A 16,114-nucleotide genomic window follows, 5' to 3' on the forward strand; every position below is an offset into this window, starting at 1 on the left:
GAATGAAGAGATCCTACTTACATTTCTTGAAAGATGCCCGAGAAGCTGCATCTTATAACCAATGCTTAGCGGCGGAAGCGTCAGATGAGTATAAAGGACAGATACGGTGCTGTGATGAGCACCGATGCCAACGCCACCGCCCCCGGCACCGCCCCCGAGCCGCTGGTCCTGTCGCGACGCGAGGGCGCCATCACGCGCATCACCCTCAACCGGCCGCGCGCGATCAACGCCCTCAACCGGGAGATGTTCGAGCTGCTGGACGCCGCGGTGACGACCGCGGTGAGCGACGGTTCCGCGGCGATCCTCCTCGACGGCGCCGGCGAGCGCGGCTTCTGCGGCGGGGGCGACATCAAGCAGCTCTCGGGCCCGGGCGGGCGGGAGATCCTGGCGCTCGAATACCGCGTCGACCACCGCATCGCGACCGCGCCGATTCCGGTCGTGGGGATCATGGACGGGGTGACGATGGGCGGCGGGATCGGCCTCACCGGGCACGCGAGCCACCGCGTCGTCACCGAGCGCAGCCGTCTCGCCATGCCCGAGGCGCGGATCGGGATCGTCCCAGACGTGGGCGGTCACCTGCTGCTGGGCAGGGCGCCCGGCCGCCTGGGGGAACTGCTCGCGGTGACGGCGGGAGAGTTCGGCGCGGGAGACGCGATCGCGCTCGGCTTCGCCGACTCCTTTGTGCCCTCGGAGCGGCTGGAGCAGCTGGGTGCGGCGCTCGCCGCGGGTGAGGAGCCGGGTGCCGTCTGCGCCAGGCTGGCCGAGCCGGCGCCCGTGCCGGAGCTGCCGGGCGCGCGGGCGTGGTGGGACGACATCGCAGAGCCGGCGCTCGGCGCCGCGCACCCGCCGATCCAGGAGGATCCGGCGGGGGCAGCACTGCGACTGCTCGCGGCGCTCGACGGCTCGGGATCGCCGCTCGCCGCCGAGACCGCCGACACGGTGCGGCGCATGTGCCCCGCCTCGGTCGCGATCACGCTCGCTCAGCTCGATCGCACGCGCAGGCTCGACCTCGACCTCGCCGCGGTGCTGGCGGACGATCTGCGCGTGTGCAGCCGCATGGCGGCCCGGCCCGACTTCGCAGAGGGCGTGCGCGCCCAGGTCATCGACAAGGACCGCACGCCCCGCTGGTCGCCCGCGAGCCTCGCGGGCCTCGACCCGGCCGAGCTCGCCGCGATCCTCGCGCCCCTCCGCCCCGAAGAGCCCGCCCTGGAGCTCTGAGCCCGAGCGGCGGTGTTTTCCGCGAGCGGCGGTCTGTTCCGCCGTGCGGACGCCCGCCGCTCGCGCACACGCCCGCCGCTCGGCGCCACGATCCGGCCTGGAGCGCGGGGAGGCGCCCCGGCGGCCGCCGGGTCAGTGGGGGTCGCCGATGCAGAACTCGTTGCCGTGCGGGTCGGCGAAGGTGTCCCACGAGAAGCCCGCCTCTCCGCGCCGGCCGAGGTGGGTCGCCCCGGCTGCGGTCCACTCCGAGACCAGGCGCTCGCGGTCGACCTCGGCGCTGCGGTCGAAGTCGAGATGCACGCGGTTCTTGCCCGGTGTGGGATCCTCGACCCGCTGGAAGCCGAGGGCCACGGGTGAACCGGGAGCCTGCACCATGCAGAACCAGCCGTCCGCCTCGTCGGTCACCTCGCCCCCGAGCCGGTCCGCCCACCAGCGGGCCAGTTCCCGCGCGTCGGCCGTGTCGATCGTGACCATGCTCACCGTGATCATCGCTGCTCCGTTCTCCGCTCTGCCGTGACCCCTCCAGGCTACCCGCCGGCCGCCGGCGCGGGGCGGCGGAGACCCGCGCGAGCTCTCTGCCCGTGAGCGCTACGCTGGTGCGGTGGACGAGACGTGGCACCCGGACGGGATGAATCAGGTGCACGCGGGCGACAACCTCGCACGGATGCGGCAGCTGCCCGACGGCGCCTTCACGCTCGTCTACCTCGACCCGCCCTTCAACACGGGCCTCTTCCGCCAGGCCGAGCGGGTGCGGGGCGTGCGGGCCGATGCGAACACCGCGGGCGCCCGCCTCGGCTTCCGGGGTCAGGGCTACGCGGTGACCCGCGAGCGCACCCTCGCCTTCGACGACCGCTTCGCCGACTACTGGGACTTCCTGGAGCCGCGGATCGAGGAGGCCTGGCGGCTGCTCGCGCCGGACGGCACGCTCTACCTGCACCTCGACTATCGCGAAGTCCACTACGCGAAGGTGCTGCTCGACGGGCTCGTCGGACGAGACCGCTTCCTCAACGAGATCATCTGGGCCTACGACTACGGCGCCCGCTCGAAGCGGCGCTGGCCCGCCAAGCACGAGAACATCCTCGTCTACGTGAAGGATCCCGAGCGCTACTTCTTCGACTCCGCGGCGGTGGATCGCGAGCCGTACATGGCGCCCGGCCTGGTCACGCCCGAGAGGGCCGGCAGGGGAAAGCTGCCGACCGACACCTGGTGGCACACGATCGTCTCGCCCACGGGACGCGAGCGCACCGGCTACCCGACGCAGAAGCCGCTCGGCGTGCTGCGTCGCATCGTGCAGGCCTCCTCCCGGCCCGGCGACTGGGTGCTCGACCCCTTCGCCGGCAGCGGGACCACGGCCGCGGCGGCGGCGGCGCTGGGACGCCGCTTCCTCGCGATCGACGAGAACGAGGCCGCCGTCTCGGTGATGCGGGAGCGGCTGGCGGAGGTGCCGGTGCGCTACACCGGCTGAGGACTCGCGCGCGGAGCTCGGCTCTCCTGCCACACTTGAGGGGTGAGCGAGCACAGCCATCGAGCCCCGGCGGAGTTCGCCGTGGAACTCGACCGCAGCGGCGGCCCGCTGCCGGCGCAGCTCGCGGCGCGCTTGCGCGAGGTCATCGACGGCGGCGTCCTGCGGCCCGGCGAGGCGATCCCGGCGACGCGGGCGCTGGCGAGCCGGCTCGCCGTGGCGCGCGGCGTGGTCGTCGCAGCCTACGAGCAGCTCATCGCGGAGGGGTATCTGCGGGCGGAGCGCGGGCGCGGCACGGTCGTCAACCCGGAGCTGCCGCCGTCCGTCCCCGCGGCGGGCGAGGAGCCGCGCGCGCCGGGAGCCCCGGGAGCCCCGGGCGGTCCCGGGGCGGGACCCCGGGACGCGGACGGGCCGGACGCCGCGGGCGGCGCCGGGCGGGCAGAGCGCGATGCGGCCCCGGCAGCGGGGTCCGAGACGATGCCCCGGCCGCCGCTCGCGCCCGGCACGCCCCTCACCGACGTGGCCAGCCGGCCCGCCTGGCGCGCGGCGTGGCGAGCGGCGGCCGCTCAGGCCGATCGCCCGCCTCCCGCGCTCGGCGACGCCCGCCTGCGCGCCGAACTCGCCGAGCACCTGCGGCTCGTGCGCGGCACCGCGCGCCCCGCAGGTGACGTGCTCGTCACCGCCGGTGCGCGCGAGGGGCTGGGGCTGCTGCTGACGGCGCTCTCGGCCGGGCGGCCCGGCGGTCTCGTCGTCGGGGTGGAGGACCCGGGCTATCCCTCGCTACGAGGCGTCGCGGCCCGGCACGGAGCGCGGATCGTGTCGCTGCCCGTGGATGCGGACGGCCTCCGCACGGAGCAGCTGCCGAGCGGCCTGCTCGATCTCGTCATCGTGACACCCAGCCATCAGTACCCCGTGGGCGGGTCCCTGCCGCTGCCGCGGAGACGCGAGCTGCTCGACTGGGCTCGGCGCACGGGCGTGCTGATCGTGGAGGACGACTACGACTCGGAGCTGCGGCAGGTGGGCAGTCCGCTGCCCGCGCTTGCCGCGCTCGACGACCCCGCGGCCGGCTCGGTGGTCACCCTCGGCACCTTCTCGAGCACGGTGACGCCCGCGCTCGCCGCGGGCTTCCTGCTCGCACCCGCCTCGCTGCGCGCGCTGCTCGAGCCGGTGCGCCGCGATCTCGGTTCGCCGGTGTCGGCGGTGACGCAGCTGGCGCTCGCCGATTACCTCGCGAGCGGTGAGCTGCGCCGCAACATCGCGCGCGTGCGCCGGCGTCACGCGTCGCGTCGCGACCTGCTCTCCGAACGGCTCGCGGGGGTGCCCGGCGTGCGCATCCGGCCGACGAGCGGGGGACTGCACGCCGTCGTCGAACTGGCGGGCGAGCCGCGTGAGGCGCTGCGCCGGGAGGAGGAGACGGTGGCGAGCTCCCGTGAGCCGGCGCCGGGGTTCCCGGGCGGACTCGGGATCGCGGCGCTCGGCGCGTACTGGCAGCACGAGCGGCCGGACCGGGCCGCCGGTCTCGTGCTCGGACTGGGCGGCCCGGATGACGCGGGCTTCGCGGCGGCGGTCGAGCGGCTGCGCGAGATCCTCTTGCGGAGCTGAGCCGCGATGAGCGGCGGGGCGCCCGGCCGCTGCCGGCGGGCGGCGCGCGGTCGCCGGATGGGGCCGGCGCCGAGCGGGTAGCCTGGAGGGGTGAGCGTTGACGATATCTCGCCGAGCATGCAGAACTACCTCAAGGTGATCTGGGGACTGCAGGAGTGGTCGGACGTCCCGGTGTCGAACTCCGCGATCGCGGAGGCGGCGGGCGTGCGACTCTCGACCGTTTCCGATGCGCTGCGCAAGCTCTCCGATCTCGAGCTCATCGGGCACGCGCGCTACGGCAATGTGACGCTCACCGAGCTCGGCCGGCAGCACGCGGTGGCGATGATCCGCCGCCACCGGCTGCTCGAGACCTTCCTGGTGCGCGTCCTCGACTACGAGTGGGACGAGGTCCATGCGGAGGCCGACCGGCTGGAGCACGCGGTCTCCGACGGGCTGATCGACCGCGTGGATCGCGTGCTCGGCTACCCGAGCCGTGATCCGCACGGCGACCCGATCCCGGGTGCCGACGGCCGGGTGCACCGGCCGGACGCCGTGATCCTCGCCGAGGCTCCCGCGCCCTGCCGGGTCCGCGTCGAGCGGATCTCCGACTCGGACAACGAGATGCTGCAGTATTTCGCGAGCCGCGGCCTCGTGGTCGACGCCGAGCTGGAGGTGCTCCCGGGTGAGCCCTACTCCGAGACGGTGACGGTGCGCGTGGCGGGATCCGCCGCGCCGGTCAGTCTCGGAGCTGCGGCTGCCGCTTCGGTGTGGGTGGCGCGGGACCCGCGGCCTTGAGGCCGATCACGCACGCCACGATGCCCGCGATGAAGAGGAGCTTGAGCGGCGACGGCTGCTCGGTGCCGAGCAGGACCGAGGCGCTCACGGTGAGGGCGGCGCCGAGGCCGGTCCAGACCGCGTAGGCGATGCTGACGGGGATGCCGAGCATCGCGTAGCCGAGGCCGGCCATGCTGAGCGGGCTCGCGATGCAGAACACGAGCGCGGGCAGGAACACGGTGAAGCCCTCGGACTCCGCGAGGGCGACGGCCCAGACGGCTTCCAGGCCGGCACTGGCGAACAGCACCGCCCAGTGCGAGCCGCGGGCGACCTTCGCCGCGGCAGGCTGCCGCGGGGCGGGGCGGGGGGCGCGCACCTCAGCTCACCACCTTCAGCCCGACGACGCACGCGACGAGGCCGAACAGGAGCGCGATGCGGAGCAGCGTCGGCCGGTCGCGCCGGGTGGCCATCGCCCAAGCGGCGGTGAGCACGGCACCGATCCCCACCCACACCGCGTAGGCGGTGCCGACGGGGATCTCGAGCATGGCGTAGGCGAGCCCCAGGAAGCTGGCCAGGAGTGAGACGAGGAAGAGAACGCTCGGCCAGAGCCGGCGGAAACCTCTCGACGCATCGAGCGCGGAGGCCCACACCGCCTCCAGCACTCCGCTCAGGATCAACACGGTCCACGCGAGTGACACGGCTTCATCTCTCTGGCAGTCGTCAGTGAGCGGGTACTGCTCCCTCGTCCGCACCCCTTCCCACAGGGGTCCCGAGACAGTCTTCCACACAGGCCGAGCGCTCGGGCTGTGCGGCGGCTGTGCAGCTCAAGCCACGCCTGCGCAGATCGAGCCACGGTCGTGCGGTCTGCGCCTCGGTGGTGCGGTCCGCGCCACGGCTCGCGCGGGGAACGGAAAGCGGGCGACTCCGGCCCGGATGCGGGATAATGGACTCGAGGGCGAGGGGCCTGGAGAGGAGCGCGGTGTTCGGTTGGTCGAAACGACGCAAGCGCGGGAAGAACCGCCCGCCCCGCAGGCTGCCCCGCCGCGTACTCGCCCCGGTCGAGGAGATCGTCGAGCAGGGGCTCCTGGTCGCCGACGTGGCCGTGCGCATGACCGTCAAGAACGCGATCATCATGAACGCGCTGAAGCGTCACGTCGACTACGACGAGTCGCAGATCGTGGACATGGTGCGCGAGGCCACGGAAGACCTCGCCTCCGAGCGCGAGCGCGACGCCCAGCACATCGCGCGGATGCGCGACGAGATCCGGGACACCGGCCGCAGCTCCTGGAGCGAGTCCGACTACGGCAACGACGACAACCGCACGCTGCGCCACCGGCAGGAGGTGTACGAGGGCGTCGCCGTCGAGCTGCGCGAGCGCGCCCGCGACGAGGAGTACCTGCGCGCCACCGCCGAACGCGCGCGTGAGCTGGCCTGGCACGAGATCGGCGACTCGCTGAAGGAACGCGCGACGCACCCCTACTACAGCGGCGGCCACGACGAGGAGTACCGCAGCGAGCGCGAGGGGCGGATCCAGCAGCTCATCGAGAAGGACCTCACCGCGCTCGTGCAGCAGCGGACCGGCTCCCCGAAGGGCCGCAGGCTGCGCCGAGGCAAGACGTCCTGAGCGACGCGGTCGGCCCGGCCCGCAGCGTCGCTCCGCTCAGCGCGCGAGCAGCTCGGGGTGGCGCTCGATGACGCCGGCGACGTACCAGCACGAGGCGCGCACGCGGCGCCCGCCGACCGCATCGCCCGTGAGCGCACGGCGGGCGAGCAGCCCCGCCAGCCCCGTGCCCCGGAGCGCGGGGGCGACCACCGTGTGGTCGAAGTCGATGGCGTCCTCGCCGATCAGCGAGTAGTGCGCCTCCCCGACGAGGCTGCGCGCGCCGGAGTCCTCCCGGTACAGCGCATAGCGCCCCCGATCCGGCTCGTGAACGATTGCGAAACCGTCGGCCGCTGCCTGAACCTCGTCCGAGTATCTCGCCATGCCCCCACCCTAGTGTCCGCCGAGCGGCCCCGGAAGGGCCGGTATCCTCGGTACCGTGCGAACGAGGAGCGGGATCCGGGCCGCCGCGATGGCGGCGTGCGCAACGCTCTGCCTCACCGTGCTCGGGTGCTCGGACCCGGAGCCGCCTCCCCCCGAAGTGCTTTCCGTGAGCGCCGCCGGTGGCGCGTATCTCGACGCCGTCTGCCCGGTGAACGCCGCCTGGGACGCGGCCGATCTCGAACTCGACCGCCTGCGGCTCGCGGCCGGGCGCGGGGGAGAGCGGCTCGACGCGCGGCCGCTGGCCGAGGCCCTTCGCGGGGTCGCCACGGCGAGCGAGCGTGCCGCCGAGGAGCTCGACGCGGCATCCCGGCGGTGGCCGGCCGGGACGGAGGCGGCCGTCGAGTCCGTCCTTGCCAGCCTGCAAGACGATGCCGCGCAAGCGCGCCGGGTGGCGAAGCTCGACGCTGACGAGCTGCTGGGCTATGCCTGGCAGGACGCGGACGTGACCGGCGAAGCGGCCGCGGCGGCACGGGCCGCGCTCGGACTCCCCGAGGACCCCGAGGCGGCCTGTGCGGAGCGGGAGGAGAGCGGCGGCGCCGGCGGCGCCGGTGAGGCAGGCGGCGAGGCAGGCGGCGCCGACGACGCCGGCCCCGCAGCCGGGGACCCCGAGCCGGGGAACAGCGGGAACGCGGGCGCGCCGGAGCAGGCGCCGTGACGGGGGCGCCGGGAATGGAATCGGAGGGGCCGCGGGCGCTCGCGGTCGAGCGGGCGCTGCGTGCCGCCGCCCGCGCCGGAAACCGCCTGCTGGCGGGAGGGATCGTCGAGCTCGACGTGTCAGACGCGCGGAGCCGGGAGGCGCTGGAGGCGGCGCTCGCCCGCGCCGGGGCGCGCAGCGCCGAAGACGCCGGGCGGCAGGGGGAGTTCGTCTTCGCCGACCGGTCTGACCTGCCGCCTCGCGCGGCAGGGACGGGGGAGCCCGGCGCGTCCGCGGTGCCAGCGGTGCGGGTGGGCCTCGACGGCTCCGTGGCCTCGGAACGCGGCGCGGACGCAGCGTCTCGGATCGACTGGGCGGCGCGCGGTATGCCGGTCACCGCCCGCCTGGCAGAGCGGCTGCAGACCGCGTGCGCGGAGCGGAGCGGCGGTGCGCCGCGGATCGCGGTCAGCCTCGTCCTCGAACCCAAGACCGCTGCCCTGGTCCTCGCCCTCGCCCGGGCCGGCTGCGAGGTCGCCGTGTTCGGGGCGGTCTCGGAGACCGATCCCGAGGTGGCGAAGGCGCTCGCCGCGGACGGGAGGATCGCGGTCTTCGCCCCGGACGAGCGGACGCCCGAGGCCGAGGCGGATCCCGCGGCCGTCGACCGCGCTCACGCCGCGGGGATCCTCGCATGGTCGCCCGAGTACCTCATCGACGACGGGGCGCATCTCATCCGCCTCGCCCACACCGAGTGCCCCGAGGCGCTCGGCAGCCTGCGCGGTGCGGCCGAGGAGACCACGAGCGGCGTGCGGCCCCTGCGCGAGATGGCGGCCGAGGGGGCATTGCAGCTGCCGGTCATCGTGGTCAACGACGCGCGCACCAAGACCGGCTTCGACAACCTCGTGGGCACCGGGCAGTCATGCGTCTTCGCCATCGCAGAACTGCTCGACGCCGCCGGCTGGGGCGGCCCGGGCGGCGAATCGGGGAACGCGGGCGGAGGCTACCGGGGCGTCGCGGGCTCCCGGTGGGCCGTCGTCGGCTACGGCCCGGTCGGCGCCGGGACCGCCCGCTTCGCAGCGGCGCTGGGGGCGCGCGTCACCGTGGTCGAGCGGGATCCGGTGCGCGCACTCGCCGCGCTGCACGACGGATTCGAGGCACGGCCGCTGCGCGAGGCCCTGCCCGACGCCGATGTGGTGGTGAGCGCCACGGGCGTGTGGCACACCCTCGACGCCGCGGCCTTCGAGCTGATGCGCCCGGGCACGGCGGTCGCCGTCGCCGGCGGCATCGACGGCGAGCTCGGCCTGGACCAGTTGCGGCGCGACGGCTGGAGCCGGGTCTCGCGCGCGCCCGGCGTGAGCGAGTGGACGGCGCCGGGCGCCGCCCGCGGCCCCTGGGTGCTCGCCGACGGGGAGGGCGTCAACTACACCGCGGCCGAGGGGAACCCCATCGAGGTGATGGATCTGTCGTTCGCCACCCAGATCGCGGCGCTGCTCCGGCTCCTGCACGGAGCGCTGCCGCCCGGCGTGCACGCGCTTCCCGAGGCCGACGAGCGGCTGGTGGCACGGGAGGCGCTCGCGGCCCGCGGCGGCGGCGCGGAACCCGGTGGCGGCGCGGACCGGCCGGGCGGTGCCGCGCAACCCTGGGACGTGCACCGCTACCGAGGCCGGTTCGGGGACGAACCGGAGGGCCCTACAATCGACGGGTGACCACGCCACCCCCCGTCTCCGTCTATAGCGCCTCGCTCGTGCTCCCCGTGACGAGCCCGCCCATCCCGGACGGCGCGGTGGCGGTGCGCGAGGGGCGGATCCTGCACGTCGGGGATCGCCGCTGGGTGCTCGACGCGCTCGGCGCGCGCGGCGCGCGCTACCACGAGGAGCACTGGGAGGGCGTGCTCGCACCCGGGCTCGTCAATGCGCACACGCATCTGCAGTACACCCGCATGGCGGAGGTCGCCTCGCGCAGCTACGCGGGCTTCGACGACTGGGGGACGGCCTTCGACGAGGCCTACGCCGCCGCCGATCGCGACTGGGCGGCCGCGGCGGCCGAGGGCGCCGCCGCGAGCCTCGCGGCGGGCGTCACGGCGGCGGCCGACGTCGTCACCGACCGGGAAGCTCTGGGCGCGCTGCACGACGCCGGCATGCACGGCATCGCCTACTGGGAGGTGTACGGCGCGAGCAACGCCGACTGGGGGGAGGCAGCGCGAGAGCGGGTTCGCGAGCAGATCCGCGGCATCCCGTCCCCGCCCGGCGCGGGCGTCTCGCCGCACGCTCCCTACTCGCTGGAGGTGCAGCCGCTGCTCGAACTGCCGGACATCGTACGCGAGGAGGGGCTGCGGCTGCACATCCACCTCGCCGAGGCGCACATGGAGCGCGAGTTCGACGGCATCGACGGCTACGCGGGGGCCGGGCCGGGTGGCCACGGCGGCTGGCCCGAGCTGGAAGCCGACAGCTTCCGCGCGCTCCGCTCGCACGGGATCGGCGTCTCCTCGACCCAGTTCGTCGATCACCTCGGGGTGCTGGGGCCGGACTGCCACATCGCCCACGGCGTGTACGTGAGCGCCGAGGATCGTGCGCTGCTGCGCGCCCGGGGCACGAGCGTCGCCCTGTGCCCGCGCTCCAACGAGGTGATCGGCCTCGACATGCCGCCCGTCGCGGCGTACCTGCGCGAGGGCAACCCCATCGCGGTGGGCACCGACTCGCTCTCCTCATCCCCGTCACTCGACCTGATGGCGGACGTCGCCGCGCTCGCACGCGTCGCCCGGACGCAGGGGTACCAGGGCGATGACCTGCACCAGCGCCTCTTCACCGCGGCGACCCTCGGAGGGGCCGCCGCGATGGGCCTGCACGTGGGCCGGGAGCGCATCGGCCAGCTGGGCGTGGGCGCGGTCGCCGATATCGCCTGCTTCGAGCTCGCCGCCCGCGAACCCGAAGCCGCGCTCGTCGAACTGGTCGAGGACGGGGCCGGGCGCGCCAGGAGGACGATCCTCGCGGGACGCCCCGTCCCGGGGTCGGGGGAGTGACCGGCCGGGCTCCCGGACGCCGCGGCGCGGGCTATGACGCCGGATGACGGTCCAGGCCGCGAGCCTCGGAGCCGTCTCGTAGAATGGTGACCTGCTCGCGCGGGAAGGCCGCGCGAACCGGCCGTCACGGGCCGGCCGCCAGAAGGAGAACCCCCATGTCTCGCACCTCCCGCCTGCTCTCGGCCGTCGCCATCGGCGCGGCCGCGCTGCTCTCCCTCAGCGCCTGCGCCCCCGGCGACGGAGCGGCGGAGGGCGGAGACGCCGCGGGCGTCGCGCCCGTCACCGAGGGCAAGCTGACCGTCGCCACGGGGGAGCCGGCCTACGCGCCGTGGGTGCTGAATGACGACCCCGAGAGCGGCGAGGGTTTCGAGGCGGCCGTGGCCTACGCGGTCGCCGAGCAGATGGGCTACGCGCAGGACGACGTGGTGTGGGTGCGCTCCAGCTTCGACTCGGCCATCGCCCCCGGCCCGAAGGACTGGGACCTCAACATCCAGCAGTTCTCGGTGACCGAGGAGCGCAAGCAGGCCGTCGACTTCTCCTCGCCCTACTACGAGACCACGCAGGCCGTGGTCGCGGCGGGAGGCACTTCCGCGGCGGATGCGAAGAGCATCGCCGATCTCAAGGACGCCGTGATCGGCGTCGCCTCGGGAACGACCTCGCTCACCGTCGCGGAGGACGTCATCGCGCCGGAGCAGCAGGTGCAGGTCTTCAACAGCCTCGACGACACGGTCGCCGCCCTGCAGAACGGGACCATCGACGCGCTCGTGACGGATCTGCCCGGTGCCTTCTACGTGCGCGATGCGCAGCTCGACGACGGCGTGATCGTCGGCCAGCTCGAATCGGACGCGGGCGGGGACGAGTTCGCATTCGTGCTGCCGAAGGGATCGGCGCTCACCGCCGAGGTCTCGAACGCCGTCGACGCGCTGCGCGCGAGCGGGGAACTCGACCGTCTCGCGGAGAAGTGGATCGCCGATCAGGGCGCTCCGGTCCTCCAGTAGCGCGGTGACCGGAACCACGCCGGCGGGCGCCGCCGCGCCCGGGCCCTCGGAGGTCGAACTCGGCCGTCGCGCATACCGGCGCGCCCGCAGACGGCGTTCCGTACTCGTGAGCCTGGCGAGCACCCTGGTCTTCGCAGGGGTGATCGCCGTGGTGCTCGTCAACAGCCCCGGCTGGGAGCGGGTGCGCGAGACCTTCTTCGACCCGCGCGTGGCGGTCGAGTCGTTCCCGCGGGTGATCGCGGGCCTCTGGATCAACGTGCAGGTGCTGGTGGTGGCGGCCCTGGGCGTGGCCGTGCTCGGCACGCTGCTCGCCATCGCGCGCACCCTGCGGGGCCCGGTGTTCACCCCGATCCGCTTGCTGGCGGCCGGCTACACCGACGTGTTCCGCGGGATCCCGGTGCTCCTCGTGCTCTACCTCGTCGGCTTCGGGATCCCGGGCCTCGAACTGACGGGCCGCATGCCGGCGCAGTTCTGGGGCACGATCGCGCTGATCCTCTGCTATTCCGCCTACGTGGCGGAGGTGCTGCGCGCGGGCATCGAGGCGGTGCACCCCTCGCAGCGCCTCGCAGCCCGCTCCCTGGGCCTCAGCCACGGCAAGACCCTGCGCATCGTGGTGCTGCCGCAGGCGGTGCGCAAGGTCACGCCCGCGCTCATGAACGACTTCGTCTCCATGCAGAAGGACGTCGGGCTGATCTCGGTGCTCGGCGCCGTCGACGCGGTGCGGGCGGCGCAGATCGAGGTGGCGTCCAGCTACAATTTCACCCCCTACGTGCTCGCGGGGGTGCTCTTCATCCTGCTCTCGCTGCCGTTCATCCGGCTGACGGACTGGGTGACGGCTCGGGCGCAGCGGCGAGAGCAGGCGGGAGGGACGGTGTGAACGTTGACAGGACCGCGGCTCGGCCCAGCCACCGGCAGCGCTTCGCTCGCGCTGCTGGGGTAGGGGAAGGAGCCGGCACGGGGACGCTCCCGGGTGATCCCGCCCCGGTGCTCGAGGTGCGCGGAGTGGTGAAGCGCTTCGGCGAGCACACGGTGCTGCGCGGCATCGACCTCACCGTGCATCCGCACGAGGTGGTGGTGCTCATCGGCGCATCGGGGTCGGGCAAGTCGACGCTGCTGAAAACCGTCAACCTGCTGGAGCAGATCGATGACGGGCAGATTTTCCTCTCGGGGGCGGACATCAGCGACCCGCGCGCGGATGCGGACCGGGTGCGTGCACGGATCGGCGTCGTGTTCCAGCACTACAACCTCTTCCCGCACCTGACGGTCCTCGCGAACGTGACGCTCGCGGCACGCAGGGTCTTCGGCACGCCACGGGCGGAGGCGGAGCGCACGGGGCTCGCGCTGCTGCAGCGCATCGGACTCGGCGACAAGGCGCGCGAGTATCCCGACCGGCTTTCGGGCGGGCAGCAGCAACGCGTCGCGATCGCGCGCGCGATCGCGACCGATCCCGAGCTGCTGCTGCTCGACGAGATCACGAGCGCGCTCGACCCGCAGCTCGTAGGCGAGGTGCTCGATCTCGTGCGGGAACTGAAGGCCTCGGGATCCACGATCGTCATGGCCACCCACGAGATGTCGTTCGCGCGGCGCGTCGCCGATCGCGTGGTGTACCTGAAGGACGGGGTGATCGTCGAGGCCGGCCCGCCCGAGCAGATCTTCGAGCGCCCCGAGCGGCCCGAGACGCGGGAGTTCCTGCGCCGGCTGAGCGATCCCTTCGCCTGACTGCGCGCGAGGCGCCCGTCCAGGTCCGGGAATGCGCCCCGGAGCGGCTGGGTTATACTCGAAAGTCTGCCCCGCGGAGCTCGCCGCGCTCCCGCCCCGGGGCCTCCGTCCTCTCCTGGAAGCGTGCCTCTCGTGTCATCTGATACCGCCCCCGTCCGGCTGCCCGCGCAGCCCGCACCCGACATCGACCCCGCCGGCATGCGCGTGATCTGGCTGCTGCTCGTCGCCGCCTTCGTCGCGATCCTCAACGAGACCACCATGGCGATCGCGATCCCGTCGCTCAACGTGACGCTCGGGATCCCGCCCGAGCAGGGGCAGTGGCTGACGAGCGGCTTCATGCTCACGATGGCCGTCGTCATCCCGACCACCGGCTTCCTGCTGCAGCGCTTCACGACGCGGCAGGTGTTCCTCGCCGCGATCGGATCCTTCGTGGCGGGCACGGCGATCTGCCTGCTCGCCCCCGGCTTCGCCGTGCTGCTGCTGGGCCGGGTGGTCCAGGCCGCGGGCACCGGCATCATGATGCCGCTGCTCATGACGACGATGATGAACGTCGTCCCGCCGCACTCGCGCGGCCGCATGATGGGCCGGGTCGGTCTCGTGATCAGCCTCGCTCCCGCGCTCGGCCCCACGCTCTCGGGCGTGGTGCTCGACACCCTCGGCTGGCGCTGGCTGTTCGGCATCATCCTGCCGATCGCGGTGGTCGCCCTGCTGCTCGGCGCGAAGTGGATGACGAACCTCGGCGAGACGCGCAAGGCCCCGATCGACGTGCTCTCGGTCGCGCTCTCGGCCTTCGCCTTCGGCGGCGTGGTCTACGGGCTGAGCATGCTCGGCGGGGGCCACGGCGGCGGATCGTCAGCGGGCGCCGGCGCGATGCCGTGGCTGGTGATGGGCGCTGGGCTCGTGGTGCTCGCGTTCTTCGTGTGGCGTCAGCTCGTGCTGCAGCGGAAGGACGACGCACTGCTCGATCTGCGGGTGTTCGCCTCGCGCAACTACCTCGTGTCGGTGGTCATCATGGGCGTGCTCGCGCTCTCCATGTTCGGCACCTTCGCGCTGCTGCCGCTCTACCTGCAGAACGTCGCGGGGCTGGAGCCGACGGAGGCGGGCCTCGTGCTGCTGCCCGGTTCGGTGCTGATGGGCGTGCTCGGGCCCGTCATGGGCCGTATCTACGACGCGCGCGGACCGCGTACGCTGCTCGTTCCCGGCACCATCGGCGTCGCGGCCGCGCTGTTCGTCTACGCCACGGTGGGTGCGCACACGCCGGTGTGGCTGCTCGTGATCGTGCAGATCGTCATGTCACTGGGACTCGCCGCCTCCTTCACGCCCCTCTTCTCGGCGTCGCTCGGTTCGCTCGACCGCTCGCTCTACTCGCACGGCTCCGCTGCACTGAACACGCTGCAGCAGGTCGGCGGGGCGGCCGGCACCGCGGTGCTCATCTCGGTCTACTCGACGTTCCTGCATGCGGGCGAGGCGCGGGGGCTGCCGATCGCGCAGGCCGGGGAGCCGGGCACGCACGCCGCATTCCTCGTCGCCGCGTGCATCGCCGTGGTGCCGGTCGCGCTGTCGTTCTTCGTGCGCAAGCCCGCGGACCAGGAGGTCCACGCGGGGCGCTGAGCGCTTACGGCGGGGAGGGGAGCGCGGGCTCGACGGCCCCGCTCCCGGTCCGCGCGACCGCCGCTCCGCCGTCGGGGGGCGGCGCGGCCGCGGCGCCGTCTCAGTCGAGCGCGCTGATCGAGCGCCGAACGGCTTCAGCCAGCTGGCGCACCGCGGCCGAGGGGCCGCCGGGGCCGGCGGGGGCGGCGAGCAGCAGCTCGCGCGTGAAGCGGGAGCCGGTCAGCGGGCGCAGCGCGACGCCCTCGGGCGGATGATTGGAGGCGAGGCTGGGCACGAGCGCGACGGCCATGCCGGCGGCGACGAGCCCGAGCACCACGGAGTAGTCGTCCGTGCGGATCGCGACCTGGAGCTGGTGGCCGGCGGCCTGGAACACCTCGCGGACGAGGTCGTCGAGCGTGTCTCCGGGCGTCGAGCCCATCACCCAGCTCTCGTGGGCGAGGGAGAGGAGATCGGCCTCGTCGAGGCTGCTCAGCCGGGCGAGCGGATGGCTCTCGGGGAGCGCGACCAGCATCGGCTCCGAGAAGAGATGCGTGGTGTGGACCTCGGAGCGGAAGGGGAGGCGGTAGCCGCCCGCCGCGTACACGAGCGCTGCATCGAGGGTGTGCTGATTGACGCGGGTGACGAGCGGCGCCAGTTCCTCGAGGGTGGCGTCGAGTTCGATCCCGAGCTCAGCGACCCGGCTCGCGATGCCCGGCAGGAGCCGAGAGGCCGCCGTGGGGAAGGTGCCGAAGCGCAGTCGCACCCGCCCGAGCTGGGACAGGTCGCGCACATCGGTCAGCGCGCGCTCGGCGAGGCCGAGGATCTCCTCGCCCCGCTCGAGCATCAGCGTGCCGGCCGTGGTGAGCCGGCTGCCCCGGGTGCTGCGCACCGTGAGATCGGCGCCGACGAGACGGTCGAGGTTGCGCAGGTGGTAGTCGACGGTCGGCTGGCTCCAGCCGAGCCGCGTGGCGGCACGGGCCACGGATCCTTCGGCCGCGACGGCGCTGAGTGCCTGGAGCTGACGCAGGTCGATCACGAGGTACCCCGATTCTTCTGGAGCGCACCACGGTATCCGCGG

At 73.7% G+C, this 16,114-nt stretch carries 17 protein-coding genes; 12 read left to right on the forward strand and 5 right to left on the reverse strand.

Annotated elements, in window-relative coordinates:
• Positions 1-114 precede the first annotated feature (114 nt).
• On the forward strand, positions 115-1,218 hold the full coding sequence (locus B4915_RS08115; protein WP_105805303.1) for an enoyl-CoA hydratase/isomerase family protein: 1,104 nt from the start codon (positions 115-117) through the stop codon (positions 1,216-1,218).
• 132 nt (positions 1,219-1,350) lie between these two features.
• Here the strand turns inward: B4915_RS08115 and B4915_RS08120 are convergent, their stop codons facing one another.
• On the reverse strand, positions 1,351-1,707 hold the full coding sequence (locus B4915_RS08120; RefSeq protein ID WP_105805304.1) for a VOC family protein: 357 nt from the start codon (positions 1,705-1,707) through the stop codon (positions 1,351-1,353).
• A 139-nt stretch (positions 1,708-1,846) separates the two neighbouring features.
• On the opposite strand from B4915_RS08120, the gene B4915_RS08125 reads away from it, so the two are divergent.
• The 3 genes from B4915_RS08125 to B4915_RS08135 all read left to right on the forward strand — a co-directional run bounded on the left by B4915_RS08125 (position 1,847) and on the right by B4915_RS08135 (position 5,056).
• A complete protein-coding gene (locus tag B4915_RS08125; protein WP_105805785.1) occupies positions 1,847-2,683 on the forward strand; it encodes a DNA-methyltransferase in 837 nt (278 codons plus the stop codon).
• Positions 2,684-2,725: 42 nt separating this feature from the next.
• Positions 2,726-4,282 carry a MocR-like pyridoxine biosynthesis transcription factor PdxR gene (gene pdxR, locus B4915_RS08130; RefSeq protein ID WP_105805305.1) on the forward strand — a complete coding sequence of 519 codons (1,557 nt, stop codon included), beginning with the start codon at positions 2,726-2,728 and terminating at the stop codon, positions 4,280-4,282.
• Positions 4,283-4,372: 90 nt separating this feature from the next.
• Entirely contained in the window at positions 4,373-5,056 is a 684-nt protein-coding gene (locus tag B4915_RS08135) for a metal-dependent transcriptional regulator (protein WP_105805306.1), read from the forward strand.
• Here B4915_RS08135 and B4915_RS08140 read toward each other — a convergent pair.
• Both B4915_RS08140 and B4915_RS08145 read right to left on the reverse strand, forming a co-directional pair.
• Complete coding sequence (locus tag B4915_RS08140; protein ID WP_105805307.1) at positions 4,998-5,411, reverse strand: DMT family transporter; 414 nt, start codon at positions 5,409-5,411, stop codon at positions 4,998-5,000. The two genes, B4915_RS08135 and B4915_RS08140, sit on opposite strands and share 59 nt — an antisense overlap.
• Before the next feature lies 1 nt (position 5,412).
• Positions 5,413-5,733 carry a DMT family transporter gene (locus tag B4915_RS08145; RefSeq protein WP_105805308.1) on the reverse strand — a complete coding sequence of 107 codons (321 nt, stop codon included), beginning with the start codon at positions 5,731-5,733 and terminating at the stop codon, positions 5,413-5,415.
• Positions 5,734-6,014: 281 nt separating this feature from the next.
• Here B4915_RS08145 and B4915_RS08150 point away from each other — a divergent pair, with 281 nt between their 5' ends.
• Positions 6,015-6,659, forward strand: coding sequence for an asparagine synthase (locus tag B4915_RS08150; protein WP_105805309.1), 645 nt, complete (start codon positions 6,015-6,017; stop codon positions 6,657-6,659).
• Positions 6,660-6,695: 36 nt separating this feature from the next.
• Here B4915_RS08150 and B4915_RS08155 read toward each other — a convergent pair whose 3' ends face one another.
• On the reverse strand, positions 6,696-7,019 hold the full coding sequence (locus B4915_RS08155) for a GNAT family N-acetyltransferase (protein WP_105805310.1): 324 nt from the start codon (positions 7,017-7,019) through the stop codon (positions 6,696-6,698).
• 55 nt (positions 7,020-7,074) lie between these two features.
• Here B4915_RS08155 and B4915_RS08160 point away from each other — a divergent pair, with 55 nt between their 5' ends.
• From B4915_RS08160 to B4915_RS08190, 7 genes are all read left to right on the forward strand, one after another.
• Positions 7,075-7,734 carry a hypothetical protein gene (locus B4915_RS08160; protein WP_146120040.1) on the forward strand — a complete coding sequence of 220 codons (660 nt, stop codon included), beginning with the start codon at positions 7,075-7,077 and terminating at the stop codon, positions 7,732-7,734.
• A gap of 14 nt (positions 7,735-7,748) precedes the next feature.
• On the forward strand, positions 7,749-9,416 hold the full coding sequence (locus B4915_RS08165) for an adenosylhomocysteinase (RefSeq protein ID WP_105805312.1): 1,668 nt from the start codon (positions 7,749-7,751) through the stop codon (positions 9,414-9,416).
• On the forward strand, positions 9,413-10,729 hold the full coding sequence (locus tag B4915_RS08170) for an amidohydrolase family protein (RefSeq protein ID WP_105805313.1): 1,317 nt from the start codon (positions 9,413-9,415) through the stop codon (positions 10,727-10,729). Before B4915_RS08165 ends, B4915_RS08170 begins: the two co-directional genes overlap by 4 nt.
• A 155-nt stretch (positions 10,730-10,884) precedes the next feature.
• Positions 10,885-11,727 carry an ABC transporter substrate-binding protein gene (locus tag B4915_RS08175; RefSeq protein ID WP_105805314.1) on the forward strand — a complete coding sequence of 281 codons (843 nt, stop codon included), beginning with the start codon at positions 10,885-10,887 and terminating at the stop codon, positions 11,725-11,727.
• A gap of 4 nt (positions 11,728-11,731) precedes the next feature.
• Positions 11,732-12,604, forward strand: a complete 873-nt coding sequence (locus tag B4915_RS08180; protein WP_105805315.1) for an amino acid ABC transporter permease — start codon at positions 11,732-11,734, stop codon at positions 12,602-12,604.
• Positions 12,605-12,729: 125 nt separating this feature from the next.
• Positions 12,730-13,446, forward strand: coding sequence for an amino acid ABC transporter ATP-binding protein (locus tag B4915_RS08185; RefSeq protein ID WP_425436339.1), 717 nt, complete (start codon positions 12,730-12,732; stop codon positions 13,444-13,446).
• A gap of 132 nt (positions 13,447-13,578) precedes the next feature.
• Complete coding sequence (locus tag B4915_RS08190) at positions 13,579-15,057, forward strand: MDR family MFS transporter (protein ID WP_105805317.1); 1,479 nt, start codon at positions 13,579-13,581, stop codon at positions 15,055-15,057.
• A gap of 100 nt (positions 15,058-15,157) precedes the next feature.
• Here the strand turns inward: B4915_RS08190 and B4915_RS08195 are convergent, their stop codons facing one another.
• A complete protein-coding gene (locus tag B4915_RS08195) occupies positions 15,158-16,072 on the reverse strand; it encodes a LysR family transcriptional regulator (RefSeq protein ID WP_245907407.1) in 915 nt (304 codons plus the stop codon).
• Positions 16,073-16,114 lie beyond the last annotated feature (42 nt).

The sequence above is a fragment of the Leucobacter massiliensis genome, assembly GCF_002982315.1.
GTDB lineage: Bacteria > Actinomycetota > Actinomycetes > Actinomycetales > Microbacteriaceae > Leucobacter > Leucobacter massiliensis.